This is a genomic window from Spirochaetota bacterium (assembly GCA_038043445.1).
GTDB lineage: Bacteria > Spirochaetota > Brachyspiria > Brachyspirales > JACRPF01 > JBBTBY01.
Map to the genome: position 1 here is coordinate 1,927 of JBBTBY010000083.1, position 20,397 is coordinate 22,323.

18 protein-coding genes are annotated in these 20,397 nt (G+C 56.0%); 10 read left to right on the forward strand and 8 right to left on the reverse strand.

Going from position 1 to position 20,397, the window contains the following annotated elements; all coding sequences use genetic code 11:
- On the forward strand, nucleotides 1–405 hold a 405-nt coding region (locus tag AABZ39_12805), incomplete at its 5' end, for a hypothetical protein (protein MEK6795652.1).
- 9 nt (nucleotides 406–414) lie between these two features.
- Here the strand turns inward: AABZ39_12805 and AABZ39_12810 are convergent.
- On the reverse strand, nucleotides 415–969 hold the full coding sequence (locus AABZ39_12810) for a nitroreductase family protein (GenBank protein MEK6795653.1): 555 nt from the start codon (nucleotides 967–969) through the stop codon (nucleotides 415–417).
- A 67-nt stretch (nucleotides 970–1,036) separates the two neighbouring features.
- Between AABZ39_12810 and AABZ39_12815 the strand changes: the two genes are divergently transcribed.
- Nucleotides 1,037–2,380 (forward strand): TaqI-like C-terminal specificity domain-containing protein, encoded by a 1,344-nt coding sequence (locus AABZ39_12815; GenBank protein ID MEK6795654.1) that lies wholly within the window; start codon nucleotides 1,037–1,039, stop codon nucleotides 2,378–2,380.
- A gap of 202 nt (nucleotides 2,381–2,582) precedes the next feature.
- Nucleotides 2,583–4,565, forward strand: a complete 1,983-nt coding sequence (locus AABZ39_12820) for an alpha-galactosidase (protein ID MEK6795655.1) — start codon at nucleotides 2,583–2,585, stop codon at nucleotides 4,563–4,565.
- On the opposite strand, the gene AABZ39_12825 is transcribed toward AABZ39_12820, so the two are convergent.
- The 4 genes from AABZ39_12825 to AABZ39_12840 all read right to left on the reverse strand — a co-directional run bounded on the left by AABZ39_12825 (nucleotide 4,553) and on the right by AABZ39_12840 (nucleotide 8,063).
- Nucleotides 4,553–5,161, reverse strand: coding sequence for a FumA C-terminus/TtdB family hydratase beta subunit (locus AABZ39_12825; GenBank protein ID MEK6795656.1), 609 nt, complete (start codon nucleotides 5,159–5,161; stop codon nucleotides 4,553–4,555). The two genes, AABZ39_12820 and AABZ39_12825, sit on opposite strands and share 13 nt — an antisense overlap.
- Nucleotides 5,154–6,026 carry a fumarate hydratase gene (locus AABZ39_12830; GenBank protein ID MEK6795657.1) on the reverse strand — a complete coding sequence of 291 codons (873 nt, stop codon included), beginning with the start codon at nucleotides 6,024–6,026 and terminating at the stop codon, nucleotides 5,154–5,156. The genes AABZ39_12825 and AABZ39_12830 overlap by 8 nt, the downstream gene beginning before the upstream one ends.
- The gene (locus AABZ39_12835; protein ID MEK6795658.1) at nucleotides 6,023–6,913 is read right to left on the reverse strand and encodes an N-acetylmuramoyl-L-alanine amidase; all 891 of its coding nucleotides are present in this window, start codon (nucleotides 6,911–6,913) and stop codon (nucleotides 6,023–6,025) included. The genes AABZ39_12830 and AABZ39_12835 overlap by 4 nt, the downstream gene beginning before the upstream one ends.
- A gap of 247 nt (nucleotides 6,914–7,160) precedes the next feature.
- The gene (locus AABZ39_12840; GenBank protein MEK6795659.1) at nucleotides 7,161–8,063 is read right to left on the reverse strand and encodes an AraC family transcriptional regulator; all 903 of its coding nucleotides are present in this window, start codon (nucleotides 8,061–8,063) and stop codon (nucleotides 7,161–7,163) included.
- Between the two features lie 101 nt (nucleotides 8,064–8,164).
- On the opposite strand from AABZ39_12840, the gene AABZ39_12845 reads away from it, so the two are divergent.
- Nucleotides 8,165–10,996, forward strand: a complete 2,832-nt coding sequence (locus AABZ39_12845) for a hypothetical protein (GenBank protein ID MEK6795660.1) — start codon at nucleotides 8,165–8,167, stop codon at nucleotides 10,994–10,996.
- A gap of 10 nt (nucleotides 10,997–11,006) precedes the next feature.
- On the opposite strand, the gene uvrC is transcribed toward AABZ39_12845, so the two are convergent.
- The 3 genes from uvrC to AABZ39_12860 all read right to left on the reverse strand — a co-directional run bounded on the left by uvrC (nucleotide 11,007) and on the right by AABZ39_12860 (nucleotide 14,424).
- Nucleotides 11,007–12,773: an excinuclease ABC subunit UvrC gene (gene uvrC / locus AABZ39_12850; protein ID MEK6795661.1), complete on the reverse strand. Its 1,767-nt coding sequence runs from the start codon at nucleotides 12,771–12,773 to the stop codon at nucleotides 11,007–11,009.
- A gap of 21 nt (nucleotides 12,774–12,794) precedes the next feature.
- Complete coding sequence (locus AABZ39_12855; GenBank protein ID MEK6795662.1) at nucleotides 12,795–13,343, reverse strand: hypothetical protein; 549 nt, start codon at nucleotides 13,341–13,343, stop codon at nucleotides 12,795–12,797.
- An 82-nt stretch (nucleotides 13,344–13,425) separates the two neighbouring features.
- Nucleotides 13,426–14,424 (reverse strand): hypothetical protein, encoded by a 999-nt coding sequence (locus AABZ39_12860; GenBank protein ID MEK6795663.1) that lies wholly within the window; start codon nucleotides 14,422–14,424, stop codon nucleotides 13,426–13,428.
- 223 nt (nucleotides 14,425–14,647) lie between these two features.
- Here AABZ39_12860 and lysS point away from each other — a divergent pair, with 223 nt between their 5' ends.
- The 6 genes from lysS to AABZ39_12890 are packed head-to-tail and all read left to right on the forward strand — an operon-like array spanning nucleotide 14,648 to nucleotide 20,385.
- Entirely contained in the window at nucleotides 14,648–16,117 is a 1,470-nt protein-coding gene (gene lysS / locus AABZ39_12865; protein MEK6795664.1) for a lysine--tRNA ligase, read from the forward strand.
- 51 nt (nucleotides 16,118–16,168) lie between these two features.
- Nucleotides 16,169–17,197, forward strand: coding sequence for a Holliday junction branch migration DNA helicase RuvB (ruvB, locus tag AABZ39_12870; GenBank protein ID MEK6795665.1), 1,029 nt, complete (start codon nucleotides 16,169–16,171; stop codon nucleotides 17,195–17,197).
- A 34-nt stretch (nucleotides 17,198–17,231) separates the two neighbouring features.
- Nucleotides 17,232–18,203 (forward strand): M23 family metallopeptidase, encoded by a 972-nt coding sequence (locus tag AABZ39_12875; protein MEK6795666.1) that lies wholly within the window; start codon nucleotides 17,232–17,234, stop codon nucleotides 18,201–18,203.
- 1 nt (nucleotide 18,204) lies between these two features.
- On the forward strand, nucleotides 18,205–18,642 hold the full coding sequence (locus tag AABZ39_12880) for a polymer-forming cytoskeletal protein (GenBank protein MEK6795667.1): 438 nt from the start codon (nucleotides 18,205–18,207) through the stop codon (nucleotides 18,640–18,642).
- 19 nt (nucleotides 18,643–18,661) lie between these two features.
- Entirely contained in the window at nucleotides 18,662–19,729 is a 1,068-nt protein-coding gene (locus tag AABZ39_12885) for a murein transglycosylase domain-containing protein (GenBank protein ID MEK6795668.1), read from the forward strand.
- Nucleotides 19,730–19,731: 2 nt separating this feature from the next.
- Nucleotides 19,732–20,385 carry a hypothetical protein gene (locus AABZ39_12890; GenBank protein MEK6795669.1) on the forward strand — a complete coding sequence of 218 codons (654 nt, stop codon included), beginning with the start codon at nucleotides 19,732–19,734 and terminating at the stop codon, nucleotides 20,383–20,385.
- The last annotated feature ends 12 nt before the right edge of the window (nucleotides 20,386–20,397 follow it).

Consider the following 20,397-nt stretch of genomic DNA (forward strand, 5'->3'; position numbering starts at 1 on the left):
TCCGGCGCAAAGGTGCTCGTCACCGCCGATCTCATGGCGCAGCTCGCCGATCGCCGCTATCTCGAAAAGCTCCTCTCGCTCTACCACGATATGCGGAAGACCGGTCTTGTCATCTACGGGTCAGCGGACGAGATACTCTCCCAGACCGAACACTTCTACAACGACATCGCCCGTCGGCGTATGAACGAGGAATTGGGCGGGCTCCACCGTGTCATGCGGGGACACTTCAGCGTACGATGGGGCGCAGACCGCGATTTCTACGAAGAGTACATGAACAAGAACATTACGTATCTCAGGCGCATCGTGCAGAAGTACGGCCGCAATTACGGGGAACACCTTCGCCGTTCGGACGAGATATCGGATTCGAAGGCGAAACCGAAGTCGAAGAAAAAGAAAAAACGATAACCCCTCTCTTCACCACCGATCGATACGCGCAAATTCATTGAAAGAAAAACGCTCCGGACGTACGGCCTCGGCCTTCCGCTGGCTTTCCGAGAGGATAGGATCTGCCGCAACGGCTTTTTTCCCCGCTATGACAAGCGTGATGAGACGATGATCGGCCGGTATACCGAGCGCATCCTTCGCTTTATTCTCATCGAATCCCGCGATGGGGTGCATGACAAGGCCCATCTCCGTCCCGCTTAAGAGCAGCAGGGCCGTAGCCATACCGGTATCGAAAAGATAGTATTCACGCTCCTTCACGACACAATCATCCTCTTTCCGGCATGCGACCGCCGTGATGAGCGATGCCTTCTGCGCCCAGTCATTACCGGGAGAATTGAGCGCTGTTTTCAACCCGGTGAGCGCCGCATCGCCGTACACGAATACATACCGCCATGGCTGTTTATTAAAACAGGATGGCGCTAGGGATGCGCGCTCCGCAAGGCGGCGTACCATCGCCTCATCGATAATGGCCGGCGCAAGCGATCGTGTTGCACGCCGCTCATTGATGACAGTGGAAAGTTCCATTCGATAGCTCCTTCGTGTTCTCTGCGTATAGTATATCATTTTTCCGGATGCAGGAAAGCAGATTGCCTTGCCGATAGCAACGTGGTATAGTACCGGTATGACCGCCACGGCAACACCGAAGGATCGCGGGGTGTTCTACACGCCCGATGATATCATCGTTCGCACGCTTTCCTCTGCCTTTGACGCGCTCCCCGCACCACTATTGCATTCGGATACGTTCGCCGTTCTCGACCCCGCCTGCGGTGACGGACGATTCCTGCGCCATGCGGCCGTGCTCTTGAAAGAACTCGCCCCGCCCCGAACGGGCACGAGTCGCCTCTACGGTGCCGATATCGATGCGTCAGGAATAGCTGCCGCGCGTGCGTCACTTGCCGGCATCGGGGGCAGCGACGCATCCCTGATCGAAGCGGATACGCTCATCGATAACGCGCGCATTGCAGGGCACGCGGGCGTCCGCATGCTGCCGTGGGAACGAAAATTCCCGCTCATCGTCGGCAATCCGCCGTGGGCATCGCTCACCGGGAAACATCGTTCATCCCTCTACGATGCAGCCGTACGCGCATGGCTCATGGAACGCTACCCCTGCGACCGCTATCGCACGAATCTCTTCGAGCTTTTCCTCCATCGTTCGCTCGAGCTCCTCGCCCCGGAGGGCGTGCTCGCCTTCGTCCTGCCCGATCGCCTCATCCATAACCGCCAATATCGCCGCCTGTGCGAAGGACTTGCCGCACGCATGACCATAACACGTATCGTGACACATGTCCCGTTCGCAGGGGTGACGAGCGATAATATCATCATCGTCCTTCTCAACAGGACACCGACAGCGAACGCTCCTATCGTTCTCGAAGACTACCCGTCACGGAAAACGAGCACGATATCGCGGTCCGATCTCCTCCGCATGCACGTACCGTCGCCGGCACATGAAAGAACGCTCGCATCGGAGTTCTCCATCGCTACCGGTTTCATAGCCCGCGCGGGGAGCGTCGTCGCTGCGATGGACAGTTCGCATCGAGTCCCCGTGATCAAAGGCGCGGATATTTCCGCGAAGGCTGTCATCGGGAAGCATTATTTCACCGGCAGTAAACGCGACATGATCGGCGGGACCATGGACAGGGGTAAGCTCATGAGAACGCCGCGCGTGCTCGTACGCAAGACCGGCAGCGAACTTATTGCGGTCTTCGACGAAACGGATGCGATCCCGGAGCAATCCGTGTATTCCATCACACATCCGGGGAACGACCGCAACGCACTGCTTTCGCTCGCAGAGTATCTCAATTCCCCTGCCGTGCGATCGGCGGCAAAAGAACGGCTTACGAACGCTGGATCTTTCCCGCATTTTAAGAAATATGACTTGGCTGCAATTCCCCTAGCCCTCGAAGGGCCCGTCGTCGCAATAACATCAAAAAAATAGCAATAAAACCACAGTTCACAGAGAAGCACGGAGAGAAACAGAATACTATCGATGCCTTTCAAAATATAACGACTCCTTCCTCCCACGCACAGCCTCTGTGCATCTCCGTGGTTCAGCTTTTCTTCCTCCTTTATTTCATGTAAATGACATTGACAACGCCACCTGAAAATGTATAGTAGATCATCATATCAAGGACTCATCTGTGGGCGATATTTTTGAGGACTGCTATTTCTCCCTGGCCGGCGGATCACTCATCATCGGCAATGCACGCATTGAGCATCGTGTCGAGCATATCGGCGGTATGCTCTCATCAGCATACCTCATCGACAAACGCTCGAAGTATTCGTGGCATGGAAGCACGCGAGAAGCGCTCACCACGCTCATCGGGAACCCTGTCCGTACGCTCAGCGCGTATTCGAGCATAACCGATAATACCGGGCTCTCGGAACGCCATCTCTCTGTCACTATCGCCGTGCACGATGACGAGGCACGGCTTGTCTATACGATACATCCCGGCATGCCGTTCATATCCATGCGGGCCTTCGTTACGCCGGCGATCACGCGACAGACCGCGACGTCCGAGTCCGCGAGCGGCATCGAGTCCGGGATTACCAAATCCGATGTACGTGCGGACTGCATCTATTCCCTCGGCATATGCGAAAAGCATCTGAGGATATCCGCGATAGAGCTCCATGACGTGACCGATATCCATGACATGCTCGTTACGCGTGCCGAAGAGGAGCTCTTCCATACGCGCACGCGTTCATTCCGCGGCAACATCTTCGTTCTTTCGCGGCGTATCACGGATGACACGCTTATGATCGTAAAGGAAGGCCCCACGCCGGCGGGGTCCCTCAACCGCACCGGCGACGACCTGTATGTGCATGCAGCTGCATCCGTACAGCTGTGCGGCTCGGGCCTCGGCTCCGATGAAGGGCTCATCCCTGCCTACGGCATGACCATCGGCACACCAGCATCGCATGCGGCAGGACGCGAGTATGCGCGGTTATACGCACGAGTACACAAGAACGCCCCGAACGGGACGCTACGCATCATGTCAAACACCTGGGGCGACAGGAATCAGGACAAGGCGGTGAACGAAACCTTCATGCTGCGAGAATGCGGATCGGCAAGAACAATCGGCGTCGATATCGTTCAGATTGACGACGGCTGGCAGCAGGGTGCGAGCGCGAATTCGCTCCTGAAAAAAAGCACGGCGTGGGGAAGCTATTACGCCGCCGACCCTGACTTCTGGACCGTGCATAAGCAAAAATTCCCGCACGGACTTGCCCCGCTCACTGCGTACACGAAAGAAAACGGCTTTGAGCTCGGTTTATGGTTCTCCCCGGACGCGACCGACGATTACGCCGCATACGAAAAAGACGCCGATGTTCTTCTTGGTTTCTATACGGGCTTCGGCATACGCCATTTCAAGCTCGACGGCATCAAATTGCTGAGCAAGACCGCCGAGATGCGCCTGTCCGCACTCCTTGCTCTCGTGACGGAAAAAAGCGGCGGGAAGGCAACGTTCGATCTCGATGTGACCGCGCAGGTCCGGCTCGGGTATCTCTACGAGAAACAGTACGGCACCATTTTCGTCGAGAACCGCTACAGCGACTGGGGAAATTATTTCCCGCATCGAACGCTCAAGAACCTGTGGCTCCTCGCCGAATTCATACCGCCGAGAAAATTCCAATTCGAAGTACTCAATCCACGGCGCAATGCGGAAAAATACGGTGATGACCCCCTCGCACCGGCCGCCTACGGCATCGATTATCTCTTCGCTTCGGTGATGGTGTCCAATCCGCTGCTCTGGATGGAAATGCAGCATTTGGAAGCGTCCGATGCCGCTCAGCTCTCCCGCATTATTACGGTTTTCAGGAAAGAACGCGACGCCCTCCATAACGCGGAGATACGCCCTATCGGCAATATGCCCGATGGTACGCAGTTCACCGGTTTTCAGGCGATAATCGGTCCGGGAGAAGGCTATCTTATACTGCTGCGGGAATTCTCAAAAGCGGACGATTTCAGCTACCGTATCGTGGACGTGCCTGATGGGCTGTCGATAACCATGCTTGCATCGAATGACGACGGCTTCCGCTGCGAAGGCACGGTAAAGGGATCATCCGTGCATGTTTCGATGCCGACGCCGCGCTCCTACGCGTTCCTGCGCTATACGATATAGGACGACAGCTTTTTCTCGCTCGCACTGCGTATTGCGGCGTGCATATCAGCACCCTTCGAGTCCATCGTTACCGTCGCGGGGAAATCCTTCACCGTGAAGACCCACATCGCTTCCGCTTCGCCCAACGTTTCCTTGAGGAACACATCGGTCACCGAGATTATCCTGTCCGCAAGATATACGGCGGCACCGCCGGTAGCGCTTACATATACGGCCCCTGCATCGGCTATCGTCTTTTTCGTATTCTCACCCATACCGCCTTTCCCGATGATGACACGCACACCGAGCGAACGGATAATATCGCCCATGTACATCTCTTCGCGTATGCTCGTCGTCGGACCCGCGGACACGACACGATATGAATCGTTCGTCCGGGATACGATAGGCCCGCAGTGATAGATAACGCCATCCTTCAGATGCTTCGATACACGATCGAATATCTCCCGGTCTTTCCCCGTTAATGTCCCCTGTATCCCCTTCACAAGGAATTTATGCGCCTCATCGCGTGCGGTGACGATGGTGCCGGAAAGAAATACCTGATCGCCGATGGACAGCGTTCGGGCCGTATCGGCGGACAGCGGCGTACTGATATTACGCAATCGAGCACCCTCCGTCCGTTATCGTCATGGTGCGGCGGCGAAGGGCATAGCATCCGTAGCTTACCGTTACAAAATAGCACGCCGGCACACGTGCAAGCGAACAGAGCTTCACGCCGAGGAGCGTCGTCTTCCCGCCGAGCCCCATGGGTCCTATGCCGAGGTCGTTCGCGCTCGTGAGTATACGCTTCTCGAGCTCTGAAAGTGCTGTGTTCGGATTCTCATCGTCAAGCGGACGGAACAGCTGCATTTTTGCCGCATGCCACGCACTTTCGCGGTCGCCGCCTATCGCAACGCCGAGTATACCCGGGGCGCATCCATTGCCCTCTGCATTGACGATAATACGCATGACCGCACGGAACACGCCCTCGCTGTCGCGCCCGGCACCGAGGGTCATATCCGGGAGCGATATCTGCGCGCTCACATTCTCGCTCCCGCCGCCTTTCTGCAGCATCGCGATGGAAAAAATATCGTCCGGCTCAACATGTATCGTCGGCATGTTCGCGAACACATTATCGGGATACGATCTTCCGTCGACGGTACTGATGGTGTTCGGCCTGAGATATGAGCGCTCGGATGCCGCTCTCACGGCATTGCGTATGGCATCGGGTACGGCAAGCGATGTCCACTCTGCGGGGGGGCATCGAACAAAGAACGTCGGATACCCCGTATCCTGACAGAGCGCAAGTGATCGGGCTTTCGCTGAATCGATGTTGCTGACGATATCCTCAAGCGCAGCGCGCGCAGAACTCCCGGGGGCTTCATCGGTCGCCGCTCGGTGCAATGCGGATGTAATATCGTCCGGAAGCGTGCTCGTATTCACGCGGATCAGTTCTATGACGGCATCGGTAAGCGTTTTTCCGGTCATGGTTTTGCACCCGCCGGCAACCCGGCATAGGCGATAAGCCCGCGATAGAGGCAGTTCGCCAGCTCGCGGAGCTCTTTGTCTTCAAGGAATCTCTTTTCGTGGAGGAATCCGCATTCAACGAGCACGGATGGCACATCGACTTCCGGCGTTATCTTTGCACGCTCATAATAGGCATTCTCGAAAGCGTCGCCGAGTATGATCAGACTTCGCAACGCTATACCGTCGCGGACAAGCGTCTTGAGGTCATAGTGCTTCCTGATATCCGGGGTAATGAACTGCTTATTATGCTCGATGGTCGGGTTCGACCGGTAGCGTGCGGCCAGCGCCGCCCGGATCGTGCGGGCTGCCGTCATGGATTCATCAAAGCGGCGATTATTGGGGCTCACGCACAGGTGAAAACCGTTCTTGATCTCCTCCCGCTGATGCCGTTTATCGGCGACATAATCAAAATGGATGCTGAGAAGCAGATCGCATTTTTTCTGTATCGCATAATAGCGGACCGCATAGAGTTCGGCAAGGTCCTTATCTTCCATCTGCGCATTTCGTCTGTCATTGGTGACGGTCGTTCGCGCGATGCCGTACAGCAGTACTTGGTTCGACGCTACGGTCTCCGGTATGATGCCCAGGTAATTCGAGGCCCCGCGACTTATCCCGACCTCAAAACGGCCGTCGGCACGGAGCAGCTCCTCAAGATGGCGCGAGACCGCATAGTTGACAAGATATTCCTCGCCGATGATGCCGCGCACGCTGTTCGTATGCCGCGTATGCCCCGGATCGATGAACACGCGGAACAGACGTTTTGCGGAACTCGACGGTGCGCATTGGAACACGATCGCGATCGCTGCAAAGAAGATGATGACACGTCGGGTACGAATGGTATTGAACATATCACCAGTATATCAGAAAGACGCTCTACGGGCAATACGCCAGTGTGTGACTTTCTATTGTGGTAACGCAGCGAAATAATTGCAAATGGCTATGGTTAGCCAGACACGAATTACACTAATTTCCACGAATTATTCGTGTTATTCGTGCAATTCGTGTCTATCCCTCTTACCCGCTTAATCCGGCGTTAATCGATCAGTATATTTCACCTACAAAAAAATTCACTCACAATACGCCATGGCAACGCCATCACCCACGACGGTGCGGCCCCGCATGAAGGACAAGTCTTCGATATTCACTCGGCGACATCCCCGCTATCTTCCTGAACACGTTCGAGAAATAGTACTGGTCGCGATACCCGGTGCGCGCCGCGATATCGCGTAGCGAAAGCCCTGTATGCATAAGCTCCTTCGCTGCGGTAATGCGCCGCATCGCCACATATTCCATCGGGGCGACGCCGTAGAGCGCCTTGAACCGTGTGCTGTAGTAATTCGGTGTCAGCCCCTCGAGCGCGGAAAGATCGGCGACCGATATCTCTTTTTCATACTGCGTATCAATGCGGCGTACACTTTCCGCGAACTGCGACTCCCTTGCACTGCCGACGCCGGCTGCGTGGGACAGGACCTCCCGAAGCAGACGGAGCGTGCGTTCCTTGAGCACTATCACCGCGGCAGCCAGCGAGCGTACGTTCAGGTCGTTACGGCTTTCGACGATATCGCTGAAAATGAACTCTTTTTCGCGCGGGAATGCAGGGACATGCATAGGAAGCGCATCCAGATACGTTGCGGAAAGCATTATATCGGAGAAGCGCGCTACCCTGCCCCGCGCTCTATCGATACGTTTTTTGTCCGCCGGCGACAGGAAAAAATACACGTAATAATGCGAGGACGATGCCCCCGCGGAGCAGTATCGATGGGACACGTTCGGCGGCATGATGAGCACATCCGTCGGGGCAAGCGTGAACGAATGATCGAGCACATCGATTACGTACTTCCCGGAGGCGATATAAATGATCTCATAGCCGCGTATCGTCCGGGGGCCGACGGTGACGCCGGAAGGATAGTCCACCAAGCCCGCCGCCTCAACGACCGGCGAGAGCGAGTGAATGTCGATGTGATAGGGTGCCGACGGCATCGGTACAGTATAAACCACATCGTAGAATTTTACATCCCGAACATACGATATTCCATTGTATTTTTGGCGCACTCTGCATACACTGGAAAGACAACACCGCGTACGAACGGAGTACCGTAATGGGAAAAGCCTTTCTCCTGTGCCTGTTCACACTGTCATCGATCGCAGCCGTTTGCGAGGAGCCGGAATTGACGGGCTTGCCGAACGGTACACCGCTTCTCCGGGCGGTATATCATGAAGCGCTGAAACTCGGCGATTATACGGACAATCGTGCTGCAGCCGAGATCATCTCTGTCGATGAACCGTTCGCAAAGGCCATTCGCGTGACCGTTCCGGCAAAGATGGGCAGCCCGTCTGCGATACAGCTCAAAGCCCCGCTCGCATCCCCCGTGGCCAAAGACGATGTCGTCGCCCTTATTTTCTATATCAGATCGGCCGGCAGCGGCGGGTGCGAATCTCTTTCCCTCATCGAATGCAATGAGCCGAAATGGGCGGGGCTCATCGTCACGACCGCGCGCGCCGAGGGTGAATGGAAACGCTATTTCCTCGTGGGAACGGCAAAACAGGACTTCCCGGCGGAAAAAACGACGCTGACATTTCAGGTCGGCAACAAGCAGCAAACCGTGGATATCGGCGGCATCACGCTCATCAATTACGGGACATCGGTGGGCTATAATTCCACCACGAAGAAACTCCGGACAGCGGGGAGTGAAAGTGCTGCGGCGGAAAACGCGAACATACTCATGAAAGCGAACGATCGATGGAAACCGATCGATATGGAAAATATCCAGATAGCATCGGGGAGCGCGCTCGACTTGAGCCGCCTCGTCGATGGTCCTGCAGGGAAATACGGGCGCGTTACCATCACACCCGGCGGACTTCTCTCCTTCACCGATCGGCCGCAGAAGGAAGTACGCTTCTTCGCATTCAACGCGCTCATTAATCATCTCTTCGATCATCCCGATGTTGCCCTTGCCGGCGCGACCGAAGAGCGGACAAAAGAGAACTGCCGCGCCTATGCGGCGCTCGTCAAGCGTCACGGCTATAACATGATACGCCTGCATTATGTAGATTTCTATCTTATGACCGACTCGACGGCGGATTATTCATGCAATCCGCTGAATCTCGATCGTTTTGAGTATCTCATACACTGCTTCAAGCAGGAGGGCATCTATTTCGGCCTGGATACGATGAGCTTTACCGGCCTTAAGCGCGCAACGTGGAACGAAGGCCAGGCCATGCGCTACAAAGAGCGTTTCCTGGTCGATCCCGCATCGCGTGAGGTATGGGAAAAGAGCGTGCGTGTCATCATGAACCATAAGAACCCGTACACGAAACTGTCGCTCGCGGACGACCCCGCGGTCGCGTATGTCACGCTCTTCAACGAGCAGGACCTCGGCGTATATCGAGATAATTTCGCCGGCCCCGAATTCCGTCCCCTGGCAGAAAGGCGATGGCGTGAATTCCTCGCCAAACGCTACAAGAACGATTATCCCGCTCTCATGCGGAACTGGGGGGATGCCGCAATCCCGGGGGGCTCGTTCGAAACGATACCGTTCTTCGGCAAGCAGGAAGCCGCCGGCACAACTCAGCGCGCGAACGATATCGGTATATTCCTTTACGAAATAGAAGCGGATATGCATTCATGGTATCTTGGAACGCTTCGAGGCATCGGCTATAAAGGATATTCCGTGCTCTATGACGTACTCACGTTCTTCCGCCACCATGCGATACATAATGATTCCTCCCTCGTGGCGAATCATGGATACCACGCGCTCCCGACCGACGGCGAACGCCCGGGCTCACGCGTTACGCAGGACAGCGCCATTGCTACCGCGGCAAGTTACTGGCGCTCACGAGCCGCCGCGCGTCTCCTCAATCGTCCGCTCCTGATAACCGAATATGGCTCGCCTTATTGGGGACGCTACCGCCATGAAGAGGGGCTCTTCTACGCGGCATATTCATCGCTTCAGAAGCAGAGCGCCATCACGGTTCATGAGCAGGCGGTCGCATTCCGCTCAGCACCGCTCAGGGAATGCTACTACGGACGCGATCCTATCGGCCGTGCAAGCCAGGTCATGGCGGCATTCCTTTATCAGCGCGGCGATGTAAAGCCGTCACCGCATACGGTAGCGATAGCAGTGAACGATGCTTATATTTTCACCAACGGCACGCTGAACCGGACTATCAACAGTGAGCAGAGCAAGATAGCCCTGCTCTGCGGATTCGGCGTCCAGTACGATAAAAAATATCCAGAGGGCCTTCCGCCGTACCGTACTCCGGATGTGATGCTCCTTCCCACCGACGGCGGCGAAGTGGCGATAACCGGCGAGGGCATGGGCGGTATGGCGAATGTCATCGATCGCGGCGACGGGAGTGATCTGACGCGCGTTATCGCGCTCCTGAAAAGCAAAGGCGTGCTTTCCGCGGACAACACCTCAAGCGCTTCAAAAGAGATATATCAGAGCGATACAAAAGAGCTCACGATGTTCACCCCTGACGGCCAATTCACCTTGATCACACCGCGCGCCGAGGGCGTGATATTGAAGGAGAACGGCAAAACGTCCTTGAACGCCGCACGCCTCGTAAGCACGACAACGCCGGCCGCCATTGCAGTCATTTCGCTCGACGAGGCGCCCCTGACGGAAAGCAAGCGACTCCTCCTCGTCTACTCCACCGATGCGGTCAACACCGGGCTTGAAACGTCCCCCGATCGGGTATCTCTGATAAAAATGGGAACGCTGCCGATACTGGTCGAAACAGGAACGGTGAAGATAGCCCTCAGGAACAAGTACGCGCGATCCATGAAATGCCATGCGCTCGGCATGGACGGACAACGCAGGGAGATCGTGGAACTGCGCGAACCGGTCGACAATGAAGCGCGTATACTCATCGATACGGGCACGCTCGTAAAGGGTCCGGCACTTTTCTTTGAATTGACCGCGGAATAAGGTACGTGTACTATTTCGTGAAATGATCGCGCACACGCACGGCAAGTGATCTGCTCACGCCGCGTACCTGCGAAAGTTCATGTACATCCGCTTTTTTTATCGCTTCAATATTTTTAAAGTGGCTGAGCAGCCGTTTCCTGAGCGCAGGTCCAACGCCCTCAATACGTTCAAGCACGCTTGCAAGCGATCCCTTCACACGCGCACGAGCATGGCGCGAATTCCCGAAGCGATGCGCCTCATCGCGTATACGCTGAAGCAGGAGCAGCCCCTCATCGTTCGCCGGGAGCCTCAGCGGCTCATCCCGATTCGGGAGATATATCTCCTCAAGCCGCTTGGCAAGAGCGATGATCTTCTGGCCGTGTATCGATAATTCCTTTAATGCATCGATCGCCGCGTTGAGCTGCGCACGTCCGCCGTCAATGAGTATAAGGTCAGGCATCGGTTTTCCTTCTGCTACCAGACGCCGATAGCGGCGGAACACCGCCTCGCGTATCGACCGAGGGTCATCGATATCGGCGACGGTGCGTATGCGGAACAATCGATAGTTCTTCTTATCGGCTACACCGTTGGTGAAACGCACGAGCGACGCGTATGTATGCGAACCCATGAGGTGGGCGATATCGAACGCCTCGATCAAAGCAGGCGGCCTCTCGAACTTGAACACCGATTGCAGCCGCGCAACACCGGATGAAAGCTCCTTCGTGAGATGCGTCTCCCTGAACGTCAGCCGCGCATTTTCATAAGCGATGGACAGTATGCCGCGTCTGGTATCGCCTGAAGCATAGGCTATCGCCACCGGAGACTTCTGCTTTTCGGCGAGCCACGCGGCTATGGCGTCGCGATCTTCGATATCCTCACCGACACGGATGACCGCGGGCGCATCGATCGTCTCGTAATGCCGTTTGATGAATTCCGCCATTATCTCCGCCGTCGATCCGAACCCCGTGACGGAAAAGCTTCTTTTATCAGTAAGCCTGCCGCCGCGCACACTGAGCAGAATGACCGTATAGTGATTGTTCTCACCATACATACCGATCACATCGGCGTTCTCGCCGTCGTGGACGTATACATCCTGCTTTACCCGCACGGCATCGAGCGCGGATATCTGATCACGTAATGCCTTTGCCTGTTCGAATTCCATGCCCTCTGCATGACGCTTCATCCGTTCGGTGAGCAGTTCTACAAGCCCGTCGATCTTCCCTTCCAGGATGAACACGGCCTCATCGATGAACGATCGATATTCCGCCTCACTGATAATGCCGGCACAGGGCGCTTTGCATTTATTGATATGATAATTCAGGCATTTTGCGTGGCGCTTGAACGTCGTATGGCGACAGGTACGTATCGGATACAGTCGTTCTATGAGACCGATTATCTCGCGAACCTGCCACACATCGACGAACGGGCCGAAATACCGGCCGTCGTTCGTGACGGTACGCGTTTTATAGATGCGCGGGAATGGCTCATCGGTCACCTTGATGAACGGATATGTCTTGTTGTCCTTGAGGTCGATATTGAAATGCGGCGTATGCTTCTTGATGAGCTCCGCTTCGAGGAGCAGCGCCTCGACCTCGCTCTGCGTTGCGATGTAATCGAGATCGTTGATCGCCTCGACAAGCAGCATCGTTTTCGGATCTTTTGCACCGTCATTGAAATAGGACTGCACGCGCTTTTTAAGTGATTTCGCCTTGCCGACGTAGATGATCCCGCCGGCCGCATCCTTCATCAAATATACGCCCGGAAGGTCCGGGACGGACCTGATTCGCTCTGCAAGCATAGTGTTATCGCACCGAAATGATTATAATTTTCCGTGCATGCCGAGTATCACTTCGATCTCGCCGCGTGTCATCTGTACCCGCTCGGCGATCTGTGACACGGTCACACCGGACCCGTATAAACTAACGATCCGCGACTGAATGTCAACAGCTTCCTCGCGAACGCCATCCGTCCCGACGGTAAGCGTAATATCTTTTTCCTCGCGTGTGGTCGACGATCGATATGCCGCTACCCCATACGACGTATCCGAAGCAGCCGCATCTTCATGTACCGTTGTTTTTTTTACCGGTGCACGCTTTGCCTGTACTTTATCGGATGCCTTGAGAAGCGACAATTCGGCATCCTTACTTGCCGCTACGGCCTCTTTCAGCCGATTGATGCGCTCTTCGATAAGCTCAACATTCTGCAAAGCGCTGCGATTGAACTCGGTCACCAGTGCATTCAGATCTTTTTCCATGCTCTCGATGATATCCCGTTCGACCTTTCGCCGCACAGGACCCACGATATAGAGATAGAAAAACGCAAAACCGGCTATCTCGATCAGTGCTAATACAATTATGGCTGCCAGCATGTGGACGGAGTATACAACGTTGGTACATTCCCGTCAACAATTATTTTACACTGTCAATGCGCGGGCAATGCACTGCTATCTGCTACTGATAGATGATGAGCATCGGCTCCGGTCTGAGCGAAACCACCTCTTCGGGCTTCATGATCGGATTGTCGTACGGGATATTCGTCTTCTCCGACGGGTACCAGAGCTTGAACGCCTTATTCGGCATATTCGTAGCAAGAGAATTGAACATGTGTATCGCACGCTTTGCAGCCGGAGGGCCGATACCCGATGTGGAATGCACGATGACGACCGGATCATACTGTGCGCGTATCGTACGGCGGTAGACGAGCATCTTCTCGTGGAACTGCGGGATGACGAGCATACGCTTTCCGGGGTAGCGGTTGGTGATGAGATACGCCTGCATATTCGACTGCGCCTCATTGATCTCCGCAGCGGTAACGATGCCGATATCCTCCATGGGCTTTTCCGTACGCCATTCCGGATCGAGCCCGAGATGCACATTGCTGTACGCGAGGAACGGCAGGAGAGAACGCATTGCGTACCCCACCGAGTGCTTCCCGATCTGATGATCGAGGAATACGAGCATCTTGTTCGACTGCGCGAAGTGTATGTACGACTCCACGATCTTCTTATCGAGCGTGATTATCTCTCCGCCGGGCGAGCACATGCCATAGACGATATAGAACGCGCAGGTGACCGTCGAGCGCCGATTCGTGCTGATATAGTTCGATGCCGCGGCGCGCAGCATCGGCACTAGCTCCTCTTTACTGTGGCGTCCGAGTATCCCCATCCGCAGGGAGCGCGGTTTTCCGTAGAACGCGACGATGTGATGATCGATCATGCTCGGCTGTATCTTGAACTTCGGCAATGACGCGAGCCACGTACGGAACGCGTTCGATCCCGATGCATTCGTTTTCCCCTTGACGGCGTTCGTCCCGGCGGACGCATTCGTACGCGTGATGGCGGTCTGAAGAGAAATATCGTTCGTATCGAGAGCGACATCCGCCCGCGATACGTTCGGACCCGCACCGAGGAGCGGTGCCATGAATATGACGACGAAGAATGATCGGCACATGTACATTAAGCTCATTCAACTTTGATGCCCATCGATATCGACAGGCATCGTAACAGCGTTCGCTGCGTACGACTATATATCGTCCATTTCGCGCGTCAAGTTCATCTCCCGGGCTCGTGTGCACTACCCCGGATCGACACATCGTGCAGCTATATGACGATACGATGTATGGATATTTCCCGCTTCCATGATACAATCCCTCCCACGAAAAACGGAGACCTCCATGGAACAAGAAGCATCACAGCCCTCGGAAAAGGCGGCCCGACTCGGTAAATTATCTACCCTTGCCGAACGCGGCATAGACCCCTACCCGGTCCGATTCGATGTCACGCATACGAGCACACAGATAAAGGAAAATTTCGATTCGCTCTCGAACGATAAGACGCCGCTCGCATCCGCCGGGCGCATCATGCTCATGCGCGTCATGGGCAAAGCGAGCTTCGCCACGATAAAGGACGCTGCCGGCACGATACAGATATACGTCACACGCGACGCCGTGGGCGAAGGCGAATACGAGGTGTTCAAGAAGCTTCTTGACATCGGCGACATCATCGGCGTTGCCGGCGAGGCGTTCCGAACACGCACCGGCGAGATAAGCATTCAGGTATCGAAATTCACGCTGCTTTCCAAGGCGCTCAATCCCCTTCCGGAGAAATTCCACGGCCTCACCGATACCGAAACGCGCTACCGTCAGCGCTATGTCGACCTCATCGTGAACGACGATGTGCGCGCTTCGTTCATACTGCGTTCGCGCATCGTACGCCGCATACGGGACTTCTTCACCGAGAAAGGCTTCCTCGAAGTGGAAACCCCCATGATGCAGATAATACCCGGCGGCGCCAAGGCGCGTCCGTTCATTACACATCATAATGCATTAAGCCGCGACATGTATCTCCGCATCGCACCCGAGCTTTATCTCAAGCGCCTCATCGTGGGCGGGCTTGACCGCGTGTTCGAGCTCAATCGCAATTTCCGCAACGAGGGCGTATCGACGAAGCATAATCCCGAGTTCACCATGCTCGAATGCTATCAGGCGTATGCCGACTACAATGACATGATGAAGCTCACCGAGGATATGTTCGCCGCAGTGTGCAGGGACGTGAATGGCGGCACATCGATCGAGTACCAGGACACGACGCTTTCATTCGCAGCACCGTGGCCGCGCATCCCGATGATAACCGCCGTCAAGGACAATACCGGCCTCGATTTCCGCGCGCTCTCCGACGCCGATGCGGTAAAGGCGGCGAAGCAGATCGGCATCGAGATGAAGGGCACTCCCAACAAATGGGTGACGATGACGCATGTGTTCGAGGAGAAGGTGGAACCGAAGCTGATACAGCCGACGTTCATCACCGATTTCCCGCAGATAGTATCGCCGCTCGCGAAGTGTAAAAAGGATGATCCCGAGCTCGTTGAGCGCTTTGAGATATTCATCTACGGCCGCGAAATGGGCAATGCCTTCTCCGAGCTCAACGACCCCGTCGATCAGAAGAGCCGCTTCGAAGCGCAGGTGAAAGAGCGCGCTACCGGCGATGATGAAGCCATGTTCATGGACGAGGACTATGTGAACGCGCTTGAGTACGGCATGCCCCCCGCTGGCGGGCTCGGCATCGGCATTGACCGCCTTATCATGCTTTTCATCAACACGGCAAGCATACGCGATACGATACTTTTCCCGCATATGCGCAGCTGAGAAAATGGAATTCCTTGTCTTTTCCCATGCGCCGCTGTATACTGCGCATCGATGAGCGATAATCCGATAAACACGCCCAAGCACACCGATGAGGACACGGTCGACCACGCGATACGGCCGCGCGTCCTCGCTGATTTTGTCGGACAAAAGACGCTCAAGGAAAAGTTCTCCATCTATCTTGCGTCGGCGAAGAAACGCGCCGATCCGCTCGATCATGTGTTGTTCTACGGCCCCCCGGGCCTCGGCAAGACCACGCTCGCCGCCATCTGCGCGAACGAAATGGGCGTTACGATGAAAAGCATGTCCGCCCCCGCCATCGACCATGCGGGAGACCTCGCCTCCGTGCTCACCACGCTTAAGGAAGGCGATGTATTCTTCATCGATGAGATACATCGGTTGAAGTCGCAGGTGGAGGAGATACTCTACTCCGCCATGGAGGATTTTTTCGTCGACATCAAGGTCGGGGAAGGCATCGGCGCGAAGAATTTCCGGGTTCCGCTCCCGAAGTTCACGCTCATCGGCGCAACAACACGCGCGGGCATGCTGAGCTCTCCCCTCTATCACCGCTTCGGCATCGTGGAACGGCTCAACTACTACGATGAGACCGAGCTCAGCGAGATAGTGAAACGGAGCGCACGGCTCCTCGCGATACCGCTCGCGGCGGACGCCGCCGGGCTCATCGCGCGCCGTTCGCGGGGAACGCCGCGCATCGTCAACCGCATCATACGCCGCATCCGCGATTACGCCGTCGTCAAAGCGGACGGGACCATAACCGCGCAGCTCTCGGAGGAGGCGCTCACGCTCCTCGGCATCGACGAACGGGGGCTTGACGCGCTTGACAAAAAGTATCTCACGGTGATAATAGAGCATTATGCCGGCGGTCCGGCAGGGCTGGAAACGATGGCGGTCTCCCTTTCGGAGGATGCCGAAACGGTAGAGGACGTCATCGAACCCTACCTTATCCAGTGCGGTTTCATCAAGCGCACGGCGAAAGGGCGCGTCGCCTCCGCACTCGCCTACCGGCATCTGGGCGTAAAGACCGTGACCGATATGTTCGGGGAACAGGATGGGAACACTTGACGGAGGCGCGGAATAATCCGATAGTATAAGCGATATGGACCACAGCTACGACCACCTTGTCCGCAAGAAAAAGCTTTCCGTGCGCATCGAGCAGTTCGTTCGGCGCATACTTCGTGCCATCCACCAGAAAGGCATGGAGATGCAGACGATAATGTTCGTCCCGCATTCCGAGAAGAGCATCCTCAATTTTCACCTCTATAATTACACCATCGCATTCGCTGCGCTCGTGCTCATCGGCATTCTCGTGCTCGCACTCGCCTTCTCGTTCAAACGCGAACCGGCGGACGCCAATCTGAAGCCGCTCAGGGAAGAGGACCGGAAGATGATGCTCTCCCTCGGAAAATACCATGACAGCGCGAGGGAATTGCAGCGCGAATTCGATGCGTATGAATCGGCGTTGAAGAACCTGTACAAGGCATCCGGCATGAATTACCCGCAGCGTGAGCGTATGGCACCAGCCACCAACGACGCGAAAGGCATCGTCTTCACCTATCCGCGCGACGCGGAGCTCCTCTCGAAGCTCGGCATTCGCCTCGATACCTCGCGTCCGCACCTGACGAACGTGTATAAATTCGTCGATGCACGGCGGATGCTCCTTACTGCCATGCCGTCAGCCTGGCCGGTGAGGGATTATGCGGGGCAGCGGACGAGCGGTTTCGGCGTACGCATGTCGCCGTTCGCCAAGAAATACGTGTATCATAAGGGCGTTGACCTCGCCTATATACAGGGCACGCCCATCATCGCCACCGCTGACGGCGTCGTCGCGTATGCCGGCTGGCTCGGCGGCTACGGGCACGCGGTGATCATCGATCACAAATTCGGGTATCGCTCGCTCTATGCGCATAACTATCGGCTGAACGTGGTACCCGGCAAGCGCGTACGCAAGGGCGACACAATAGCGTTCATGGGAAAGACGGGAAAGACCACGGGGGTGCATCTCCATTATGAAGTACGCCTCGGCGATGTCCCCGTCGACCCCTGGTCGTACATGACGACGCGGTTCTAACATGGTATACGGCGAAAATCTTCTTATCAACAGCATCATCGGGGAGGGCACGAAGCTTCGCGGTGAATTCGAACTGAACGGGCTGCTCCGCATCGACGGGGAATTCATCGGAAAGATAGCGAAGGGCGGCCGCGTACTCGTCGGTGTCAATGGGAAAGCGACGGCGTCAGAATCGATGAAACCCGATGAACCCTTCATCAGCGCTGAGATCATCATTGTCGGCGGCAAGGTTAAGGGACATCTGCGCGCGACGAAGCGCCTCGTGCTTCTGGCTACCGCCGATCTTGCCGGCGATATCGAGACACCGCGCATCGTCGCCGAGGAAGGCGTTTTCTTCGAGGGAAAATGCACGGTCGTAAAGGCGCCGGGCGATGAAGCGGATACGCTGTCCGATAAAAAGGTCATCGATATGGCGAAGCGCTCGGTCGCCGGACATTAACGATGCAGGAGTGATGAACATGAAAAGAACGATACGTACTGCCGCACTACTGGTCGGTGTGATCGGCATGCTCGGGGCGCAATCATCGCTCTCGAAGATCCAGGAGCGCACCGGCGGCGTGAAGAGCGCCATAGAGCAGAAGTCGACGGCGCATGAGACCTCTATCGCGGACAGGACAAAAACGCTCGAGGCGAAGATACAGCGGCTCTGGGACAGGATAGAGAAGTCGACGCGTTATGATTATGTATCGTACTCCGAGGATGCGAAGAAGAAGACAAAGGTCGCGTTCGAGGACGGCGCTGTCACCGTCGAGGTCATCGATTCCGAGAAGAACGAGAACAGGCAGGGCATGCTCACCTCGATCAATGACCGCATCATCGCAGTCAGGGACGATAAGGATGCCGGCGGCGATCAGTACCTCAGGAATCAGCTGACCGAAGGCGATATGCAGCGCGCACGCGATGCCACCAAACGCACGATCTACAAGGCCCCCGACGGCGAGACGAAGGTGAAATACACCGCGACCGTGCCGCTCAAAAAAGATAACATGACGGAGCGCGCACGGATCTACTATCCGTACGTGAAGAAATTCTCGCAGAAGCACGGCATATCGCTTGACCTTACGCTCTCCATCATCGAAGTGGAAAGCGCGTTCAACCCCTACTCGGACAACGGTATCGCCTACGGGCTCATGCAGCTCGTGCCCGACAGCGCGTCCGATGCGGCAAAGACCGCGCTCGGTTCAAAGCAGTACATATCGATACAGCAGCTGAAAGCGCCCGACCTCAACATCAATCTGGGCACCGCGCTCCTCAATCAGTTCTATACCTACAAGGCATATTTCGAGCCGTTCCGGGACTATCAGTACAAGCATGAGCTCATGGGTGTCGCCGGATATAATTGCGGCGCCCCGCGTATCCGCCGATGGATCGATGCGAACAGGTCGCTCCTCAAGGCATCCGACAGCGATTTCTACAGCGCCCTTTCGGCATCGCTTCCCTATGAAACGAAACGCTATATCGTCAAGGTCCCCGAGCGGCGTGCAAAATATCAGGCGCTTGTCGCCGCGGTAGAATCCGGGAATTGACCGTGCGGTTCGTGCTTCTTTCGATGATCGTTCTGGCGGGCGGGCTCTCGGGCATTGAGAACGGTGCATACACCTATCGGAGCGTGACCGGGGACAGGACGAACACCTACATCGTCTCATGGAAAGAGGACAGGAACATCATACGGCTGTCATCATCGAATGTCGCCGGCACCCGCGATACCGACTGCATCCATGCACTGAACGGGGCGATGCTCCGCTGGGAGAGCACGGAAACATGGACCATCATCGGCGTACGCTCGAATACGGCCGTTCATTTCTCCGGAACGCTTGCCGGCAAACCGGTAGTCGGGCGGTCGGTAGAGCTTGGCGCCATACCCTGGTATCAGCTGTTCGAGCTTCCCATCGCACTTTTCGTTCGCTCCGGCAGCCGTGAACAGCCGTTCTGGGTGGTCAATCCCGCCGACCTTACCGCGAACAACCTCATGATGATACGCGAAGGAACGGAAACAATAACCGTCGGGGGCGTATCGCGCACGGCATTGCGTGTTCGCATGACGATCCTGGGACCGTTCTCGATGTTCTGGAGCGCGCTCTACTGGTGCCGCGCGGACGACGGGATATGCATCAAATTCGATCGCCCCAACGGCATGCCGGGGACACCGATAACGTGCGGGGAATTGATCGCCGAAAAATGATCCGAACTTGGG

What these genes read in the sequence shown, in the direction of transcription:
- AABZ39_12845 (MEK6795660.1), top strand. Translation starts at nt 8,165, where the DNA reads ATGGGAAAAGCCTTTCTCCTGTGCCTGTTCACACTGTCATCGATCGCA.
- AABZ39_12855 (MEK6795662.1), bottom strand. Translation starts at nt 13,343, where the DNA reads ATGCTGGCAGCCATAATTGTATTAGCACTGATCGAGATAGCCGGTTTT.
- AABZ39_12880 (MEK6795667.1), top strand. Translation starts at nt 18,205, where the DNA reads ATGGTATACGGCGAAAATCTTCTTATCAACAGCATCATCGGGGAGGGC.
- AABZ39_12810 (MEK6795653.1), bottom strand. Translation starts at nt 969, where the DNA reads ATGGAACTTTCCACTGTCATCAATGAGCGGCGTGCAACACGATCGCTT.
- uvrC (MEK6795661.1), bottom strand. Translation starts at nt 12,773, where the DNA reads ATGCTTGCAGAGCGAATCAGGTCCGTCCCGGACCTTCCGGGCGTATAT.
- AABZ39_12875 (MEK6795666.1), top strand. Translation starts at nt 17,232, where the DNA reads ATGGACCACAGCTACGACCACCTTGTCCGCAAGAAAAAGCTTTCCGTG.
- ruvB (MEK6795665.1), top strand. Translation starts at nt 16,169, where the DNA reads ATGAGCGATAATCCGATAAACACGCCCAAGCACACCGATGAGGACACG.
- AABZ39_12860 (MEK6795663.1), bottom strand. Translation starts at nt 14,424, where the DNA reads ATGTGCCGATCATTCTTCGTCGTCATATTCATGGCACCGCTCCTCGGT.
- AABZ39_12885 (MEK6795668.1), top strand. Translation starts at nt 18,662, where the DNA reads ATGAAAAGAACGATACGTACTGCCGCACTACTGGTCGGTGTGATCGGC.
- AABZ39_12830 (MEK6795657.1), bottom strand. Translation starts at nt 6,026, where the DNA reads ATGACCGGAAAAACGCTTACCGATGCCGTCATAGAACTGATCCGCGTG.
- lysS (MEK6795664.1), top strand. Translation starts at nt 14,648, where the DNA reads ATGGAACAAGAAGCATCACAGCCCTCGGAAAAGGCGGCCCGACTCGGT.
- AABZ39_12835 (MEK6795658.1), bottom strand. Translation starts at nt 6,913, where the DNA reads ATGTTCAATACCATTCGTACCCGACGTGTCATCATCTTCTTTGCAGCG.